16 protein-coding genes are annotated in these 16,406 nt (G+C 73.3%); 8 read left to right on the top strand and 8 right to left on the bottom strand.

All coding sequences use genetic code 11. The features are described 5' to 3' along the window. Positions 1-287: 287 nt before the first annotated feature. Positions 288-1,784, bottom strand: a complete 1,497-nt coding sequence (locus ACZ5FU_RS02600) for a DUF3152 domain-containing protein (protein ID WP_451775421.1) — start codon at positions 1,782-1,784, stop codon at positions 288-290. A 7-nt stretch (positions 1,785-1,791) separates the two neighbouring features. Beyond that, a complete protein-coding gene (locus ACZ5FU_RS02605; RefSeq protein WP_451525442.1) occupies positions 1,792-2,976 on the bottom strand; it encodes an alpha/beta fold hydrolase in 1,185 nt (394 codons plus the stop codon). Between the two features lie 198 nt (positions 2,977-3,174). Here ACZ5FU_RS02605 and ACZ5FU_RS02610 point away from each other — a divergent pair, with 198 nt between their 5' ends. The 4 genes from ACZ5FU_RS02610 (at position 3,175) to ACZ5FU_RS02625 (ending at position 5,121) form a co-directional block, all read left to right on the top strand. After that, a complete protein-coding gene (locus ACZ5FU_RS02610; RefSeq protein ID WP_451775419.1) occupies positions 3,175-3,396 on the top strand; it encodes a hypothetical protein in 222 nt (73 codons plus the stop codon). Between the two features lie 234 nt (positions 3,397-3,630). Continuing rightward, complete coding sequence (locus tag ACZ5FU_RS02615) at positions 3,631-4,272, top strand: TetR/AcrR family transcriptional regulator (RefSeq protein ID WP_451525440.1); 642 nt, start codon at positions 3,631-3,633, stop codon at positions 4,270-4,272. Positions 4,273-4,417: 145 nt separating this feature from the next. After that, complete coding sequence (locus ACZ5FU_RS02620; protein ID WP_073493074.1) at positions 4,418-4,645, top strand: DUF3107 domain-containing protein; 228 nt, start codon at positions 4,418-4,420, stop codon at positions 4,643-4,645. 206 nt (positions 4,646-4,851) lie between these two features. Further along, positions 4,852-5,121 carry a hypothetical protein gene (locus ACZ5FU_RS02625; RefSeq protein WP_451525439.1) on the top strand — a complete coding sequence of 90 codons (270 nt, stop codon included), beginning with the start codon at positions 4,852-4,854 and terminating at the stop codon, positions 5,119-5,121. A 162-nt stretch (positions 5,122-5,283) separates the two neighbouring features. Here ACZ5FU_RS02625 and ACZ5FU_RS02630 read toward each other — a convergent pair whose 3' ends face one another. Further along, on the bottom strand, positions 5,284-6,021 hold the full coding sequence (locus tag ACZ5FU_RS02630) for a ferritin-like fold-containing protein (RefSeq protein WP_451525663.1): 738 nt from the start codon (positions 6,019-6,021) through the stop codon (positions 5,284-5,286). 497 nt (positions 6,022-6,518) lie between these two features. On the opposite strand from ACZ5FU_RS02630, the gene ACZ5FU_RS02635 reads away from it, so the two are divergent. Continuing rightward, on the top strand, positions 6,519-9,029 hold the full coding sequence (locus ACZ5FU_RS02635) for a DEAD/DEAH box helicase (protein WP_469044278.1): 2,511 nt from the start codon (positions 6,519-6,521) through the stop codon (positions 9,027-9,029). A gap of 140 nt (positions 9,030-9,169) precedes the next feature. After that, complete coding sequence (locus ACZ5FU_RS02640) at positions 9,170-10,048, top strand: alpha/beta fold hydrolase (RefSeq protein ID WP_469044280.1); 879 nt, start codon at positions 9,170-9,172, stop codon at positions 10,046-10,048. Positions 10,049-10,136: 88 nt separating this feature from the next. Here ACZ5FU_RS02640 and ACZ5FU_RS02645 read toward each other — a convergent pair whose 3' ends face one another. After that, positions 10,137-11,042 carry an NYN domain-containing protein gene (locus tag ACZ5FU_RS02645; protein WP_451525662.1) on the bottom strand — a complete coding sequence of 302 codons (906 nt, stop codon included), beginning with the start codon at positions 11,040-11,042 and terminating at the stop codon, positions 10,137-10,139. 209 nt (positions 11,043-11,251) lie between these two features. Here ACZ5FU_RS02645 and ACZ5FU_RS02650 point away from each other — a divergent pair, with 209 nt between their 5' ends. Further along, complete coding sequence (locus ACZ5FU_RS02650) at positions 11,252-11,428, top strand: hypothetical protein (protein WP_363092505.1); 177 nt, start codon at positions 11,252-11,254, stop codon at positions 11,426-11,428. Between the two features lie 123 nt (positions 11,429-11,551). Here the strand turns inward: ACZ5FU_RS02650 and ACZ5FU_RS02655 are convergent, their stop codons facing one another. The 3 genes from ACZ5FU_RS02655 to ACZ5FU_RS02665 all read right to left on the bottom strand — a co-directional run bounded on the left by ACZ5FU_RS02655 (position 11,552) and on the right by ACZ5FU_RS02665 (position 13,983). Beyond that, entirely contained in the window at positions 11,552-12,157 is a 606-nt protein-coding gene (locus ACZ5FU_RS02655) for a MarC family protein (RefSeq protein ID WP_366062392.1), read from the bottom strand. A 52-nt stretch (positions 12,158-12,209) separates the two neighbouring features. Then, positions 12,210-13,067 carry a PHP domain-containing protein gene (locus ACZ5FU_RS02660; RefSeq protein ID WP_469044281.1) on the bottom strand — a complete coding sequence of 286 codons (858 nt, stop codon included), beginning with the start codon at positions 13,065-13,067 and terminating at the stop codon, positions 12,210-12,212. 274 nt (positions 13,068-13,341) lie between these two features. After that, entirely contained in the window at positions 13,342-13,983 is a 642-nt protein-coding gene (locus tag ACZ5FU_RS02665; RefSeq protein ID WP_451525436.1) for a DUF6758 family protein, read from the bottom strand. 158 nt (positions 13,984-14,141) lie between these two features. Between ACZ5FU_RS02665 and ACZ5FU_RS02670 the strand changes: the two genes are divergently transcribed. Further along, positions 14,142-15,365, top strand: a complete 1,224-nt coding sequence (locus ACZ5FU_RS02670) for an MFS transporter (protein ID WP_451775408.1) — start codon at positions 14,142-14,144, stop codon at positions 15,363-15,365. 30 nt (positions 15,366-15,395) lie between these two features. Here the strand turns inward: ACZ5FU_RS02670 and ACZ5FU_RS02675 are convergent, their stop codons facing one another. Continuing rightward, positions 15,396-15,980, bottom strand: a complete 585-nt coding sequence (locus tag ACZ5FU_RS02675; protein WP_451775406.1) for a suppressor of fused domain protein — start codon at positions 15,978-15,980, stop codon at positions 15,396-15,398. Positions 15,981-16,406: the final 426 nt, after the last annotated feature.

Raw genomic sequence — 16,406 nt, forward strand, 5'->3', positions numbered from 1 at the left:
CGCGGGCCGGCGCGCCCGCCCCCCCCCCCTCCCGCGTTTGGGGGCCGGGGGGGGGCCGGGGGGGGGGGGCGGGGGGGGGGGGGGGGGGGGTCTGGGGGGGGGGGGGGGGGGGGGCCCCCCCCCCCCCCACCAAAAGGGGTGAACGGTCGTAACTTTCCCGCGCGGGCGGCGTTCCGTCGCGCTAAGAGACGAAACGAACGCGAAACGTCACGCCTCGCGGGATGCGGAGGATTCCGTGGACGCGGAGGCGCCGTCCGGGCGCGCCGCGGTCGGCGCCCCGCCGTTCGTCAGTCGTTCGGGTAGGGCCAGGGGTTGGGCAGGCAGCGGATGCCGTCGTGCTCCAGGAACTTCGTCTGCTGCTGCATGACCGGAGCGAGGTCGCCGTCCTTGTCGCAGGTGACGTGGCCGTAGCCGAGCCGGTGGCCCACCTCGTGGTTGATCAGCATCTGACGGTAGGCGTACATCTCGTCGCCATAGGTCGCGGATCCCTGCGCCCACCGGTAGGCGTTGATCATCACGCGCTCGGTGGCGGCCGAGTCGCAGGAGACGTTGTCCTCGGTGGTGTCGAGGCCGGACTTCGCGCACCAGTCGGCGGTGGTGGCGGGGCCGGCGAGCGTGATGACGAAGTCCGGCTCCCCCGAGTGGATCCGCTCGAAGGTCCGCGCACCGCCGTGGGCCCAGCTGCGGTCGTCGTTGAGCGTCCTCTGCACGGCCTGTGCGAACAGTTCGGCGTCGAGTCCGAGCCCCTGCTCGACGTCCACGCGGTAGGTGTACTTCTGGCCCGTGCCGGGCGCCTTGTCGATCCCCGGCACGGCGTCGAACTTCCCCGACGCCGCGGACGTGGCCCCGAAGCGGTAGCGCACGTTCATCATCTGGTCGTACGTCAGCGGCACCGCACTGGGTGACGCCGACGGGCTCGGCCGCTCGGCGCCGCGCGCCGCGGCTTCATGGGCGTCACGGGCGGCCTTGTCGGCCGTGGTGCGCGACGGGGCGGAGTCCTCGTCGCGCGCGTCGGTGACCTGACCCGCGACGACGATGGCGAGCACGGTGGTGACGGCGGCGGCCGCGATACCGGTGAAGGCCCGGCCCTTGCCGCCACCGGCCGCCGGTTCACCGGTGGGCGGCTCGCCGTCGGCCCCGTCTCCCCCGTCGCCCTCGGGAGTCGGACGGGGGCTCGTGTCCCGGTCGGTGACGGAGGCGTAGGCGTCGGTGGGACGCGGGACGGCACCCGTGGCCGTGGCGAGTGCCGTGGCCGCCGCCACGGGCGCGCGGCGCTCGAAGACGCTGTCCTCGGTGAAGGCGTCGAGGTAGTCCTGGCGCGGACCCGCCGCATCGGCCGGTCGCCGGCGGGCCCCGGCCGCGGACTCGGGACGCTGGCGGGGGATCAGCGGGCCGGATCCGCTCGCCGTACGGCCCCGCAGCTCGCCCCAGGCGCCCCCGGCCTCCCGCTGCTCGGGGTGCCCGCCGCGGACCTGCGGGACGCCGTGGGCGGGAGTGCCGCCGGGGGCGCGGCGGGCGCCCGGGAGGGGCGTGCCGCGTGCCGGGGTGCCGTCGGACGGTCCGGGCACCCCCCGCGCGGGGGTGCCGTCGGGAAGCCGCGGCACACCGCGGGCGGGAGCGCCGTCGGGGGACCCGGACTTCGCCGGGGGCGCGTCGGCGGACCGGGCCGCCCCCCGGGGGCGGGCGTCCTCCTCCTCGCCGGGAGCGGCGTCCCGGGGGGCACCGCCGGTGCCCTGCTGTGCTGTGTTCCTGGGCGCGGGTCCGCGCCGGCTGTGACGTCCCACGGCCCCCTCAGCTCCCCGCGCCCGCGGATCCGCCGGCCCGTTCGGTGAACGCCCCGGCGCCCGAGCCGGTTCCGGGGCCCGCCTCCGGGCCCGCCCCGGCGTCCGTCTCCGGCCACGCACCGGCACCGGCGTCCGGCGCCGTCCCGTCACCCGCGGACCGCCCGGACCGCGCCCGCGGGGCCTTCCCGGCCCGCGCCTGCGCGGCCGCCCCGGTGTCCGCCTCCGTGACCGGCCCCGGGTCCGCCGTCTGCTCCAGCAGTTCACGGAACGCCGTGGCGACCGTCTCCGGGTACTCCATCATCGCCACGTGTCCGGCGTCCGGCAGGGTGAGCATGCGGGAGTCGCGGAAGGCGCGCGCCGCCCGCTGGGCCATGCGGAAGCCGACGAGCTGGTCGCGGCCGCCGTAGACGAGGAGGGCCGGGGCGAGGACGCGTTCGGCCTGGCGCCACAGGCTGTGCTGGCCGCCCAGCGTGTAGGCGCTGACCAGCCCGCGGGCGGAGCGCGACATCGCGTCCCAGAAGTACGGCAGCCGCATCCGGCGCTCGAGTTCCTCCACGGCGTGGTCGAACGCCTCCGGGGTGACCCGCCCGGGATCGCCGTAACACAGGGCCGTGACGCCGCGGACCCGCTGCTCGGCCGTCCACTCCCGGGTGAGCCGGGTGAACAGCGTGGCCACGCCGGGCACGCCGAGCAGGCCGGTGGGCACCGCCGTGCGCTGGACGCGCAGCTCCGGGAGGGCGGGCGAGACGAGGGTCAGGGTCCGGACGAGGTCGGGGCGGACCGCCGCGACCCGCGTGGACACGGCGCCGCCCAGCGAGTTGCCGAAGAGGTGGACGGGACCGCGGCGGGAGGCGTCGAGGTGACGGATCACGGCACGCGCGTGTGCCGTGACGGAGTAGTCGCCGTCGTCCGGTGGCGGGGAGTCCCCGAAGCCGGGCAGGTCGACGGCCTCGCTCTCGACGACGCCGTCGAGCTGCGCCATCAGCGCGGACCAGTTCTGCGAGGAGCCGCCGAGGCCGTGGACGTACAGTGCGGGCTGCAGTCCCGCGCGCGCGGCCGGCCTGGAGCGGACCGTCAGGGTGACGCCGGGCAGGCGGACCGACCGCAGCCTCTCGCCCTCCGCGATCCGGACCGACGCGGCCTCCGGCAGCACGCTGGTCGGCGGTACGGACGGCAGCTCTGTCGAAGACATGCCGCAATGTTACGAGACGATCACACGCGAACTCGTGTGTTCGGCGTCACAGGAGGCAGGTCGCGCGTCGCGCAGTTGACGGCGCGATTCCCGGGCACCTCGCATAGCGTCCGAAATGGGTGTCTCCTAGGGTCATACAGAGGGCACCCGCGTGTGACCCCTGCGTTTACAGGGACGTTCGTAGGAAGGGAGCCCGTCATGGCCGTCGACCCCACCGATCCCGAGGCGTTCGCGGACGAGGAGGAGGCCGCCGCGGAGATCGACGTCGAGGCGCCGGAGAACGACGCCGCCGAACAACAGGCCGCCGTCATGCCGGAGAGCGACGATCCGCTGGACGAGGTGGATCCGAGCCGGGCCAACGAGGCGGACGTCATCGAACAGGCGCGGGTCGTCTCGCAGGACGAGGACGACTACCGCTGAACAGGGCCGGGCCACCGCCCGGAGGGCACCCCGGAGAACATCGGGGACCGCCGTACGCCCGGCCGGAGCGGAGCGCCATTGTGCCCACTACGCCCCGCTATGAAACCTTACTTACTGCTTCTGCCGTCGTCCGGTCCGTGAAATTCTGCGCTCGCACCGCGCACACCACGGTTACCGAAAAGTACGATGGCGACGCGGCGGCACACCGCAAGAGGGACGACATTGGGAGGCGGCGTGACAGCCATCGAGCAGACCGAGGCGGCGCGCCCGCGAGGCACGCGCCTGCCGCGCCGTGCCCGACGGAACCAACTGCTGGGCGCCGCCCAGGAAGTCTTCGTCGCGCAGGGCTACCACGCGGCGGCGATGGACGACATCGCGGAACGCGCCGGCGTCAGCAAGCCGGTGCTCTACCAGCACTTCCCGGGCAAACTCGACCTGTACCTGGCGCTGTTGGACCAGCACTGCGAGTCGCTCATCCAGGCCGTGCGCAGCGCGCTCGCCTCGACGACCGACAACAAGCAGCGCGTCCGCGCGACGATGGACGCGTACTTCGCGTACGTCGAGGACGACGGCGGCGCCTTCCGTCTGGTCTTCGAGTCGGACCTGACGAACGAGCCCGCCGTGCGCGAGCGCGTCGACAAGGTCACCACCGAGTGCGCCGAGGCGATCTGCGAAGTGATCGCCGAGGACACCGGTCTCTCGCGCGCGGAGTCGATGCTGCTGGCCTCCGGCCTCGGCGGTCTCGCGCAGGTGGTGGCGCGTTCCTGGCTGCACAGCGACCGCAGCGTGCCGCGCGACCAGGCGGTGCAGTTGCTGGCCTCCCTGGCCTGGCGGGGTATCGCCGGATTCCCGCTGCACGGCATCGAGCAGCACTGAGGGACGCCGTCCCGGGCGTTTGTTCCCGTTCGCTGTTCGCTCCTGGCGTGGACGGCCGCGCCGTGCGCGTCCCCTCACCGGGCTAATGTGTGCAGCGTACGGCGCGGACGTCCGCGCACCTCGTGATCGTCGGAGGGACTTAGCCGTGGAGGTCAAGATCGGCGTGCAGCACGCGCCCCGCGAGATCGTTCTGGAGAGCGGTCAGACTCCCGAGGAGGTCGAGCGCGTGGTGGCCGACGCCCTGGCCGGGAAGTCGCAGCTGCTCAGCCTCACGGACCAGCACGGCCGCAAGGTCCTGGTTCCGGCCGACCGCCTGGCCTACGTGGAGCTGGGCGAGCCGGCCCCGCGCAAGGTCGGCTTCGGCGCACTGTAGGGCACGCTCGACGGAAGGGGCCCGGCGGCCGATCGGCCGCCGGGCCCCTTCCGCGTCCCGCCGCGCGGGAGCGCACCCGCGTTCCCGCACCGCGTCCGCCACGGACGGAGCACGGCCCGGCCGCGCGGGAGGATTGCCTTCCGCAGGTCACGGGTAGGACGGGCTACGACCTTGGTGCACGGCCCGGCCGCCTGGAGGGACCTCGGATGATCTTGGAAGCGCTCGGCTCCGCTGTGCTCGGTCTCCTGCTCGCGTGGGCGGCGGTCCACCGCCTGTCCCACCGGCTGCCCGTCCGCACCCTGGTGGTGGCGACGGGCGTCGCCGGGGCCCTGTTCGGCGACTTCGTCACCCACAGCGCGCTGGGCCCCGGCTCCGTGGTCGTCAGCCTCGCGGGCGCGGCGATCGTCTCCACCGCCTCGCTCTCACTGCTCCTGCGCCCGGCGGCAGGACTCCGCCGCCGGTCGGCGACCGCATAGCCACACCGGTCACGCGGAGCCCGGGCCGGGAAGGGACGCGGCGATCCGCGCCACCGACCGGGCACGGTCCGCGCCTGGCCCGCGCACGGCTCGCGGCCGCCCGGCGGGACCCGCGGGACGGCCCCTCTCCGGGGCACCGGCGCCGGCAGTTCCCGCGGAGTGCTACGCGGCCAGCCCCAGCGCGGCCATCCGCTTCGTGTGCGCCTCGGTGATCCGCGAGAACATGCGCCCCACCTCCGCGAGGTCGAACCCGTCCGCGACACCGCCCACGAGCATCGTCGACAGCGCGTCGCGGTCGGCCACCACCCGCTGGGACTGCGACAGGGCCTCGCCCATCAGCCGCCGCGCCCACAGCGCGAGCCGCCCGCCCACCCGCGGGTCCGCGTCGATCGCGGCGCGCACCCGGTCGACGGCGAAGCCGGCGTGGCCGGTGTCGTCGAGCACGGCCAGCACCAGGGCGCGGGTGTCGGTGTCCAGACGGGCCGCGACCTCGCGGTAGAAGTCGCTGGCGATCGAGTCGCCGACGTAGGCCTTGACGAGGCCCTCCAGCCAGTCCGACGGGGCGGTCTGCCGGTGGAAGCCGTCGAGCGCGGCGACGAACGGTTCCATCGCGCGCGTCGGCTCCTCGCCGACCTCCGTGAGCCGGTCGCGCAGCCGCTCGAAGTGGTGGAACTCGGCCGACGCCATCTTCGCCAGTTCCGCCTTGTCCTCCAGCGTGGGCGCCAGCTTGGCGTCCTCGGCGAGCCGCTCGAACGCCGCGAGCTCGCCGTACGCGAGCGCGCCGAGCAGGTCCACGACCGCGGCCCGGTACTGCGGATCGGCGGAGGCCTTCGCCCAGTCCTGGGCGGCGATACCGGTGGCGGCGTTCTCAGGCTTGTCAGAGCTCGTCATGAAGCGCACAATAGCCCGCTCGTCACGGGAGGGAAGTCCCTGGTCAGTCAGTGTGACGACGACGACGCGAAGGACCATGTCCGACGATGTGACAACCACAACGTGACCGGATCGGCCATCGCATGTGCGCGAATCCGGGGTATGGTGGTAATGCGCCTGCCGATTATTCGACGGGCCGCACGTATGAGGATGCCCGGTCGGTGGCCCGATCGGCTCCGACCCGACAGCCCTCCCTGGCCGTACGGCACATCGCGTACGACGACCGGAGGGACCCCTCAGCGGTACGAACGCTAGAGCGTCGGCAGAGGTCCCGCGTCTTGCCGGCTTCGCCCACAGGGCAGCCGACGTCCCCGGCGCGGTCCGCCACGACCCCCGCGCTCGCCTCGCACCGCGCACACAGAAGAGGCAGCACCCTGACTACCACGTTCCGAGAGCTCGGGATCCTTCCCGAGACCGCCGAAGCCCTCGAAGCCGTCGGCATCATCACCGCCTTCCCCATCCAGGAGATGACGCTCCCGGTCGCCCTCACGGGCACGGACGTCATCGGACAGGCCAAGACCGGCACCGGCAAGACGCTCGGTTTCGGCCTTCCGCTGCTGGAGCGCGTCACCGTCCCCGCCGACGTCGAGGCCGGGCGCGCCAGGCCCGAGGACCTGACCGACGCCCCGCAGGCGCTCGTCGTCGTCCCCACCCGCGAGCTCTGCACGCAGGTCACCAACGACCTGCTCACCGCGGGCAAGGTGCGCAACGTGCGCGTCCTCGCCATCTACGGCGGCCGCGCCTACGAGCCCCAGGTCGAGGCCCTGCAGAAGGGCGTCGACGTGGTCGTCGGCACCCCGGGCCGACTGCTGGACCTCGCGGGCCAGAAGAAGCTCGACCTGAAGCACATCCGCTCGCTCGTCCTCGACGAGGCCGACGAGATGCTCGACCTGGGCTTCCTGCCCGACGTCGAGAAGATCATCAACATGCTTCCGGCGAAGCGTCAGACCATGCTGTTCTCGGCGACCATGCCGGGCGCGGTCATCGGTCTCGCCCGCCGCTACATGTCGCAGCCCACGCACATCAACGCCACGTCGCCGGACGACGCGGGCGCGACCGTCGCGAACACCAGGCAGCACGTGTACCGCGCGCACAACATGGACAAGCCCGAGATGGTCGCGCGCATCCTCCAGGCCGAGGGCCGTGGCCTCGCCATGGTCTTCTGCCGCACCAAGCGCACCGCCGCCGACCTCGCCGACCAGCTCAAGCAGCGGGGTTTCGCCTCCGGCGCGGTCCACGGCGACCTCGGCCAGGGCGCTCGCGAGCAGGCGCTGCGCGCCTTCCGCAACGGCAAGGTCGACGTCCTGGTCTGCACCGACGTCGCCGCCCGCGGCATCGACGTCGAGGGTGTCACCCACGTCGTCAACTACCAGTCCCCCGAGGACGAGAAGACGTACCTGCACCGCATCGGCCGCACCGGCCGCGCGGGCGCCAAGGGCATCGCCGTCACCCTCGTCGACTGGGACGACATCCCGCGCTGGCAGCTGATCAACAAGGCGCTGGACCTGGGCTTCCCGGACCCGCCGGAGACGTACTCCACCTCCCCGCACTTCTTCGAGGACCTCGACATCCCCGCCGGCACCAAGGGTGTCCTGCCGCGTTCGGAACGCACCCGCGCCGGACTCGACGCGGAGGAGCTGGAGGACCTCGGCGAGCCGGGCGGCCGTGGTGGACGCGGCCGTAACGACCGGGGTGACCGCCGTGGCGGCGGCCGTGGCGAGTCCCGCTCCGCCGAGCGCGAGCGTCCCGCCCGTACGCCGCGCCGTCGCCGCCGCACGCGCAACGGCGAGCCCCTCGACGCGTCGGCCCCCGCCACCGCCGCACCCGCGGTGCCCGAGCAGGCACCCGTCGCGGAGGAGGCGGCCGCGTCGCGCACGCCGCGCCGTCGGCGCCGTACGCGTGGCGCGGTGGCACAGGAGGCCACCACGGCGGCGTCGGTGACGTCCGCCGACGTCCCCGAGGCCGCGCAGGCCGCCGTGGCGTCCGCGGAGGCCCCGGCCCTCGACGCCCCGGACGCCGCGAAGCCGCGCCGCCGCCGCACCCGCCGGAACGCGGACGCGCCGGCGGACGTGACGGAGACGGCCGTCGAGACCGTGGTGGAGACCGCGGTGGAGGTTCCCGCCCAGGCACCGGTCGCGGCCCCGGCCCCCGAGGCCGAAGCCGCCGTCGGGACGGCGGAGGCGACGGAGACCAGGCCGCGCCGCCGCACCCGCAAGACGGCGGCACCGGTGACGACCCCGGCGGAGGCCGCGGTCGACACGGCCGAGAGCCCCGCGGTGGCCACCGAGGCGAAGCCGCGCCGCACCCGCAAGACGGCGGCCGCCGCACCGGCCGTCGACACCGCCGGGACGGCCGAGGCCACGGAACCGAAGCCCCGCCGCACCCGCAAGGCCGCCCAGCCGGAGACGACCACCACCGTCGCCGACATCCCGGCCCAGACCACGCAGGAGCCGGAGCCCAAGCCGCGCCGCACCCGCAAGACCACCGCCGCGGTGGCGACGGAGGCCGTCGCGGGCGTCGCCGACGCGGTCGAGCCCAAGCCGCGCCGCACCCGCAAGACGGCGGCACCGGCCGCGGAATCCGCGGTCGACACCGTCGAGGCCGCGGAGCCGAAGCCCCGCCGGACCCGCAAGACGGCGGCCACCGCACCGGAGGCCGCCGCCGAGACGGCCGAGGCCGCGGAGCCGAAGCCGCGTCGCACCCGCAAGACGGCGGCCGCCGCACCGGCCGTCGACACCGCCGGGACGGCCGAGGCCACGGAACCGAAGCCCCGCCGCACCCGCAAGGCCGCCCAGCCGGAGACGACCACCACCGTCGCCGACATCCCGGCCCAGACCACGCAGGAGCCGGAGCCCAAGCCGCGCCGCACCCGCAAGACCACCGCCGCGGTGGCCGAAGCCGGTGCCGCCGACGAGGCGAAGCCGAAGGCCCGGCGCACGCGCAAGGCGGCGGCCGCCGCGGAGTCCGCGGAGGGCTGACCGTCCGCAAGGGCACCGTACGACGGCCCGGCCCCTCCCCCGTGGAGCGGCCGGGCCGTTGGCGTTGCCCGCACCGGGCGTCGTCCACCGACGCTCCCCCGCGCGGGCGGTCCGTCGAAGTGGCCCGGTAGCCTCGCCGTGTGACCGTCCCGACCGCCTTCACCCCGCCTTCCGGCGCTCGCGCTTACCCGCTGCGCACCGCGCGCGGCGAGTTCGCCGTCGTCGACTCGCCCGTGGCCGACGGTGTGGTGCCGCGGGGCGTCGTACTGCTGCTGCCCGGGTTCACGGGCAGCAAGGAGGACTTCCACCTGCTGCACGAGCCGCTCGCGGCGCGGGGGTACCGCACGGTCGCCGTGGACGGACGCGGACAGAACGAGAGCGACGGGCCCGCGTTCGACGAAGCGCCTTACGCACAGGATGAGTTGGCGCGGGACGTCCTCGCGCAGGCGGCCGCGCTCGGTGCCCCGGTGCATCTGGCCGGGCACTCCCTGGGCGGCCAGATCGCCCGGGCGGCGGTGCTGCTCGACCACTCCCCCTTCGTGTCGTTCACGCTGGTCGCCTCGGGCCCGGCGCGGATCTCCGACGCGCAGCGGCAGCGCGTACGGCTGTTGCACGACGCGCTCGCGCTGATGACGATGCCGCAGGTGTGGGAGGCGATCCTGGCGATGGGACCGCCGGAGGAAGTCGGCGGACCGGCCCGCGGGTTCGGCGAACTGCCGCTGCTGCGGCAGCGCTGGGTGAACCACAAGCCCGCCCAACTCCTCACCACTGGCAGGCAGTTGCTCATCGAGCCGAACCGCGTCGCGGAACTCGCCGCCGTGCCGCTGCCCTTCCACGTGCTGTCGGGCGCGCGCGACGACACCTGGCCGGTGACCGTCCTGGACGACATGGCGATGGACCTGGACGCGCACCGGACGGTCGTCACGGGAGCCGAGCACTCCCCCCATCTGGACCAGCCCCTGCCGACGGCCCACGCGCTCGCCGACTTCTGGGACAAGATCCGCCCCGACGGCGACTAGCCGACCTGCGACGATCCGGCCGACACCACCGGTACGGCCGGCACCACCGGTACGGCCGGTGCCACCAGTACGGCCGGTACCGCTACCGCTAGTACTGCGTCTGCAGGTGCTCCCAGAACCCGTCCCGCAACGCCCGCCTGAGGTCCGACTGGCCGCGCAGCGAGTACTGGAGCATGCCCTCCGCCTCCACGAGGAGGTCCTGGTCGACGGAGCCGGGCAGGTAGGGGTGGCCCGGCAGCAGTTCCGCCAGGGACTCCCGGCCCCGCGCCGCCAGCCACTTCGCCGCGATCTGCGCGCCCACGAAGCGGACGTCGTCGCGGGTGGGCCGGGCCGCGCCGGCCGGCTCGTAGGTCTGGGCGGTGCGCCGTGAGACGTACGGCTTGAAGAAGTCGAGGTCGAGGGTGCGCTGGCTGTCGACCTCCCACAGCAGGGGTTCCGCCTGGTTGCGGCCCTCGGGGGCCTCGATGCCCCAGAGGTGGACGCGGGCGCCGTACCCCTGCGCGGCCTCCACCGCGGAGACCAGGTCCTCGTCGCCGCCCAGCAGCGCGGCGTCGCTGATGGCGCGGTGCCGGGCGAGGGACTCCAGGTCGCTGCGGATCAGGGAGTCGACGCCCTTCTGCTGGTTGTTGGCGTTGAGGTTGCCCAACCGGACCTTGACGTCCGGGAGTTCGGCGATGGACTGCTGCTCGGCCGTGTGGATGCGGCGGCGGGCGCCGTCGTACCAGTAGACGCGCAGCAGCCGGCTGTCGGCGAAGATCGTGCGGGCGCGGTCGATGAGGGCGTCGATCAGGCCCTCGGCGTCGAGGTCGAAGGCCCGGCGGTCCTCGGTCCCGGCGACCAGCCGGCCCGCCGCCGCGTAGAGGTACCCGGCGTCGACGAAGATCGCGTGGGTCGAGGGCGTCTTCGCCACCTCGGCGAGCATGCGGTTCAGCAGCTCGTTCGTGCGGTCGATGCGGGCGGCGAGGGCCGTCAGGTCGTCGTTCATCACGTCCATTGTCCCGGCGGTCACGCTGCGAACACAACCAGTCCCGTTCGGTCCGTACGGGCTCGGTCGCCGCCTACGGCGGGCGGCCGGAGGGGCGTTGGCGGCGACAGCTCCCTTACCGGTCAGTAATTAGACGTTCGAAAATTTTCTTTAGCGTAGGGAATGTTCGTAACACGCGCCGCGTTGACTCTTCACGTACAGCAATTCTCCTCAGGAGGATGACCAGACGAAGGGAGAAGCCCGTGCGCTTCGAAATCATGCGACTCGACGACGTCGACGGCACGCCCGTGGACAGCACCGTCGTGGACGCCGCCTCCGTCAACCGGATCGTTCAGCAGGCCGCCGCCATAGGGCAGCGGCTGTGGATCCGTCCGGCCGACACCTCGGCCTCGTAATTTTCACGGGTCTCACCCCGGACGTCGGAGCCCCCTGCGGCATGGTGCCGCAGGGGGCTCTTGTGGTCCCCGCGAGGGCTCCGGGCGGATCGGGGGGACCCGGGCGCGCGCACCCGGAGGGGCTCAGGCCCCCTGGATCACCTGCGTGACACCGTTGATGATCTGCTGCACCGCGATGGCGGAGAGCATCATGCCCGCGAGGCGCGTCACCAGGACCACGCCGCCGTCCTTGATGACGCGGATGATCAGCAACGAGTAGCGCATCACCAGCCACAGCACCGCGTGGATGGCGAGGATCGCCGTCCACACCGACACCTGCGTGGCGGCGCTGTCCGCCTTCTGCACGGCGAGGATGACCGACACGATCGCACCCGGCCCGGCCAGCAGCGGCATGCCGAGCGGGACCAGGGCGACGTTGACGTCCTTGGTCTGCTGGGGCTCGTCGGTCTTGCCGGTCAGCAGGTCGAGGGCGATCAGCAGGAGCAGCAGCCCGCCGGCGATCATCAGCGCGGGCACGGACACGTGCAGGTAGTCCAGGATCTGGTGGCCGAGGAGCCCGAAGACGGCGATGACACCGCCGGCCACACAGACGGCCTGGAAGGCCATCCGCTTCTGCACCTTGGCGGGACGCCCGGCGGTCAGCGCGAGGAAGATCGGGGTGATCCCGGGGGGATCCATGATGACGAAAAGGGTGAGGAAGAGGGAGCCGAAGACGGCAACGTCGAACATCAGTGCTAAAGCCTTGCGAAAAGAGGGTGGAGGGTGACAGGTCGGGGGAGCCTCAGGCCCCGCCGGTCCCCGGCACCGGGAACGCGCCGGTCGCGCGTCGGGTGATCTCCCCGTAGACCTCGGGGTCCGTCGCGTACTCGCCGAGCACGCAGGTCTTGCGGCTGCCGTGGTAGTCGCTCGATCCGGTCACGAGGAGCCCCAGGTCGGCGGCGAGCCCGCGCAGTCGCGCACGGGTGTCGTCGTCGTGGTCCATGTGGTCGACCTCGATGCCGTCGAGGCCGGCGGCGGCCAGTTCGGCGATCACGGACTCGGGCACCGTGCGGCCCCGCTTGCTCGCGCCCGGGTGGGCGAAGACGGTGACCCCGCCCGCCGCCTTGACCAGCCGGATCGCCTCGAAGGGGTCGGTCTCGTGCTTCTCGACGTAGGCCCGGCCGCCGTCGGCCAGCCACTCCCGGGTGAACGCGTCGCTCACGGTCGGCACGACGCCGAGCTCGACGAGCGCGGTGGCCACGTGCGGGCGTCCGACGGAGCCCTCCCCGGCGATCCGCGCGACCTGCTCCCAGGTGACGGGCACGCCCAGCTCGTTGAGCCTGGCGACCATCCCGCGCGCCCGCGGTACCCGGTCGTCGCGCACCAGCTCGCGCTCGGCGAGCAGGGCGGGCTCGTCGGGGTCGAAGAGGTAGGCCAGCATGTGCATGCTGGTGCCGTCGACACGGCAGGACAGCTCGGCCCCGGTGACGAGGGTGAGCCCCGGCGGCAGCGCGGCGATCGCCTCGGCGTGCCCCCGGGTGCTGTCGTGGTCCGTGAGCGCCACGACGTCCAGTCCGGCCGCGGCGGCGTTGCGCACCAGCTCGGCCGGGGTGTCCGTACCGTCGGAGGCCGTGGAGTGGCAGTGCAGGTCGATGCGCACGACGCGGGCTCCCAGCGGTGACGGACGGACGAGGACGCTCAAGGATAACCGGATTTCCGGACTTCTCCGTCAGACCCGAACCAGCCGAGCGCCCCCTACACGCACGCTCCCTCAGGCTCACCCGCCGCGACTTCACCGGCTTTCCCTCCCGCGCGCTCCCGGCCGGCCGCCACGGCTCCACGCGCCCTTCCGCACTCCCGGCCGGCCGCACCCCCGGCCGGCCGCCCGCCCGGCCGCCCACGAAGGCGCCGCGAGCGCTCCCGCCGACCGCCGGCTACGGCTTCAGCAGCCGCGGCGAGAGCGCCCCGCAGGGCACCAGCTCGACCTCGGCCCCGGCGTCGCGCAGATCGGTCAGCACCAGCTCGTCGTACATCAGCAGTCCCGACCGCTCGGGCCAGACGACCGCCCACAGCCACAGCCCCCGCGCCTCGCCCGCGAAGACCGCGCGGTCGTCCGGGGCGCCGTCGACCAGCCAGAGCGGGGTGGGGCGGCCGGCGGCGAGAAGTTTGGCCTGGGGCGGCTTCTCGACGTCCAGGTACGGGCCGGGGTCGGGGCCGTCCGTCCCGGCGTACCGCGCGCCGAGCCCGACGCCCAGCTCCTCCGCGACGAGGATCAGCTCCCCCATGCCGCCGAGCGGGCCGGGGCCCGTGCAGGCGACGGCGGTGGCGCGGCCGCCGCTGCGGTCGTCGCCGGCGTAGGTCACGCCGGTGAAGAGCCAGCCGACCGGCAGGGGCCACGGCATCCACACCGGCACCCGGGTGCGGTGCACGACAACGCCGAGGGCCTCGACGCTGGGCGGGATCACGGGCTGGAGCGGATGCACGGCCCCGTGCACATCGCACTGCCAGGAATCGGCGAAGAGGCCGGGAGCCCTGACCCGGCCACCACACTTCGGGCAACTGGGTTCGCCCCTCATAGGGCCCCACGGTCCTACCCGATCCGGTCCACGTCAAGGACGATCACCCGTCCGGACGGAACCCCGCCCGGACGGCCGATATAGATGTAATTTGCATTCATTAGCTTGGCTAACTTAGTATGTGTAAAAACCAACCATCTGTCGGGACGGGAGCAAGCATGGACCCCTTCGAAGCGGGAACAGGTGGCCTTCTGCGCCAGCCCAAGGCGGTCTGGGCGACCGCCGGCGCGTCCGTCGTCGCCTTCATGGGCATCGGACTCGTCGACCCGATCCTGCCGTCCATCGCCCGGGGGCTGGACGCCACGGCCGGCCAGGTCTCCCTCCTGTTCACCTCGTACTTCCTGATCACCGCCTTCGCGATGCTGCTGACCGGCTTCGTCTCCAGCCGGATCGGCGGCCGCAGGACCCTGCTGCTCGGCCTCGCCCTCGTCGTCGTCTTCGCGGGCCTGTCCGGCACCTCCGACACGGTCGGACAGCTCGTCGGGTACCGCGCGGGCTGGGGACTGGGCAACGCGCTGTTCGTCTCCACCGCCCTCGCGGTGATCGTCGGCGCGGCGGCGGGAGGCAGCGCCGCGGCGATCCTGCTGTACGAGTCCGCCCTCGGTCTGGGCATGGCGTGCGGGCCCCTGCTGGGCGCGCTGCTCGGGGACGCCAGCTGGCGCTACCCCTTCTTCGGCACCGCGCTGCTGATGGCGATCGGCTTCCTGTGCATCACGGCGTTCCTCGGGGAGCAGCCGAGGCCGGCCCGCAGGATCTCGCTACTGGACCCGCTCAAGGCGCTCGGCCACGGCGGTCTGGCCTCGGCGGCGGTCTCGGCGTTCTTCTACAACTACACGTTCTTCACCGTGCTGGCCTTCACGCCGTTCGTGCTCGACATGACGCCCTACAGGTCGGGCGCGGTGTTCTTCGCCTGGGGCGTGCTGCTCGCCGTCTTCTCCGTGCTGGTGGCCCCGCGCCTGCAGAAGCGGTTCGGCTCGCTGAAGGTGCTCGGCGGCTCCCTGCTGCTGCTCGCCGCCGACGTCCTGGTGCTCGGCTACGGCGACCACACCACCGCCGTGGTGTGCACGGTCCTGTCCGGCGCCTTCATCGGCGTGAACAACACCGTCTACACCGAACTGGCGCTGGGCGTGTCGGACGCGCCGCGGCCGGTCGCGAGCGCCGGGTACAACTTCGTGCGCTGGTTCGCCGCGGCCGCCGCGCCGTTCTTCGCGCCGCGGATCGAGGAGTGGACGGACATCCACGTCCCGTTCGTCGTCGCCGCGGTCACCGCGGCCCTCGGCGCGGTCGTGGTCCTCGTGCGGCGCGGGGCGCTCACCGCGGAGGCGGAACACCTGGAGCCGACGCACGCGACGCAGGACGGGGTCGCCGTCTTCGCCGACTGACGTCTCCTTCCGGCCGAAACGTGACTTCGGTCACTCCAGCGGGACGGACCCGCGGGACGGATCCCGCAGGTCCGTCCCGTGCGTCAGCCACCGCTCCTGGAGGGCCTGCGCGCCGTGCACGCGCTTCCAGGCGGCCTCGTTCGGGGTCATCGGCAGCAGCGGCAGGAAGTGGACCGGGTCCAGGGGGGCGTCGAGGTCCAGGTCCTCGACCAGGCCGCCGGGCTCGGCCACCAGCACGGAGGTGAACGGGGCGCCGGGCCACAGGGGTTCACCGACGTCGAGGGAGGCGCCGGGCGCCACGACCACGCCCTCGACCTGCGGGGAGGCGGCGAGCACGGCGAGCGGGCGGAGCACCTTGTCGGTGTCGGCGAGACCCGCCCGCACGGACAGGACCAGCTCGGCGCGCGGCCCCTTCACCGGATCGGCGAGCACCGCGGTGGGGTCGCTCATCGGCTGCGCGGACATGCCGAGCGTGGCGTAGCGGACGACGTCGCCCTCCTGGAAGCGCAGGACCTCGATGCGGTCCGTACCCAGGAAGGTGACCGCCGCGCGGGCGTCCGGCTCGCCCAGCGCGCTGCGCAACCGGGCCTCGACCAGAGGAAGAACATCAGCCATGCCGCGAGCATAGAACTCGCCGGTACCGGGCAAAGCAGCGCCTTGACACTTCGGTCGGCTGATACTCTTGCCCGGTGGTTCGGGGCAGCACGCAGAAGCGTCGCGGTCAAGCCCCGACGCCGAGGTAGTCCCCCACGGGGGACCGGCTGGAGGAGGTGGGGCTGTCATGGATCGAAGTCGACCGTGCAGTACCACTCGCTCTTCCCGCCGCTGATGTAGCTCTGGCTCCGGCCGACCGCCGCCTCTCGCGTTCTCGTCCTCACCCGGAAGAGCACTTCGTTTCGTTGTACCGGATCTGCCCGATGCCCTCGGTCCGCGCGATCCGTCTGATCTGAAGCAGTACCTGAATCAGTAGCGAAACCCGCCACCGCGACGGAGCGGTGCTCCCCGCTTTGTGGACGTGCCAAACATCCTTCCCTGCCTCGA

Source organism: Streptomyces sp. NPDC031554, assembly GCF_055580685.1.

Excerpts from the sequence above, each read along its gene's own strand:
- ACZ5FU_RS02670 (WP_451775408.1), top strand. The coding sequence starts at position 14,142 with ATGGACCCCTTCGAAGCGGGAACAGGTGGCCTTCTGCGCCAGCCCAAG.
- ACZ5FU_RS02650 (WP_363092505.1), top strand. The coding sequence starts at position 11,252 with ATGACCAGACGAAGGGAGAAGCCCGTGCGCTTCGAAATCATGCGACTC.
- ACZ5FU_RS02605 (WP_451525442.1), bottom strand. The coding sequence starts at position 2,976 with ATGTCTTCGACAGAGCTGCCGTCCGTACCGCCGACCAGCGTGCTGCCG.
- ACZ5FU_RS02610 (WP_451775419.1), top strand. The coding sequence starts at position 3,175 with ATGGCCGTCGACCCCACCGATCCCGAGGCGTTCGCGGACGAGGAGGAG.
- ACZ5FU_RS02665 (WP_451525436.1), bottom strand. The coding sequence starts at position 13,983 with ATGAGGGGCGAACCCAGTTGCCCGAAGTGTGGTGGCCGGGTCAGGGCT.
- ACZ5FU_RS02655 (WP_366062392.1), bottom strand. The coding sequence starts at position 12,157 with ATGTTCGACGTTGCCGTCTTCGGCTCCCTCTTCCTCACCCTTTTCGTC.
- ACZ5FU_RS02645 (WP_451525662.1), bottom strand. The coding sequence starts at position 11,042 with ATGGACGTGATGAACGACGACCTGACGGCCCTCGCCGCCCGCATCGAC.
- ACZ5FU_RS02635 (WP_469044278.1), top strand. The coding sequence starts at position 6,519 with ATGACGCTCCCGGTCGCCCTCACGGGCACGGACGTCATCGGACAGGCC.
- ACZ5FU_RS02675 (WP_451775406.1), bottom strand. The coding sequence starts at position 15,980 with ATGGCTGATGTTCTTCCTCTGGTCGAGGCCCGGTTGCGCAGCGCGCTG.
- ACZ5FU_RS02625 (WP_451525439.1), top strand. The coding sequence starts at position 4,852 with ATGATCTTGGAAGCGCTCGGCTCCGCTGTGCTCGGTCTCCTGCTCGCG.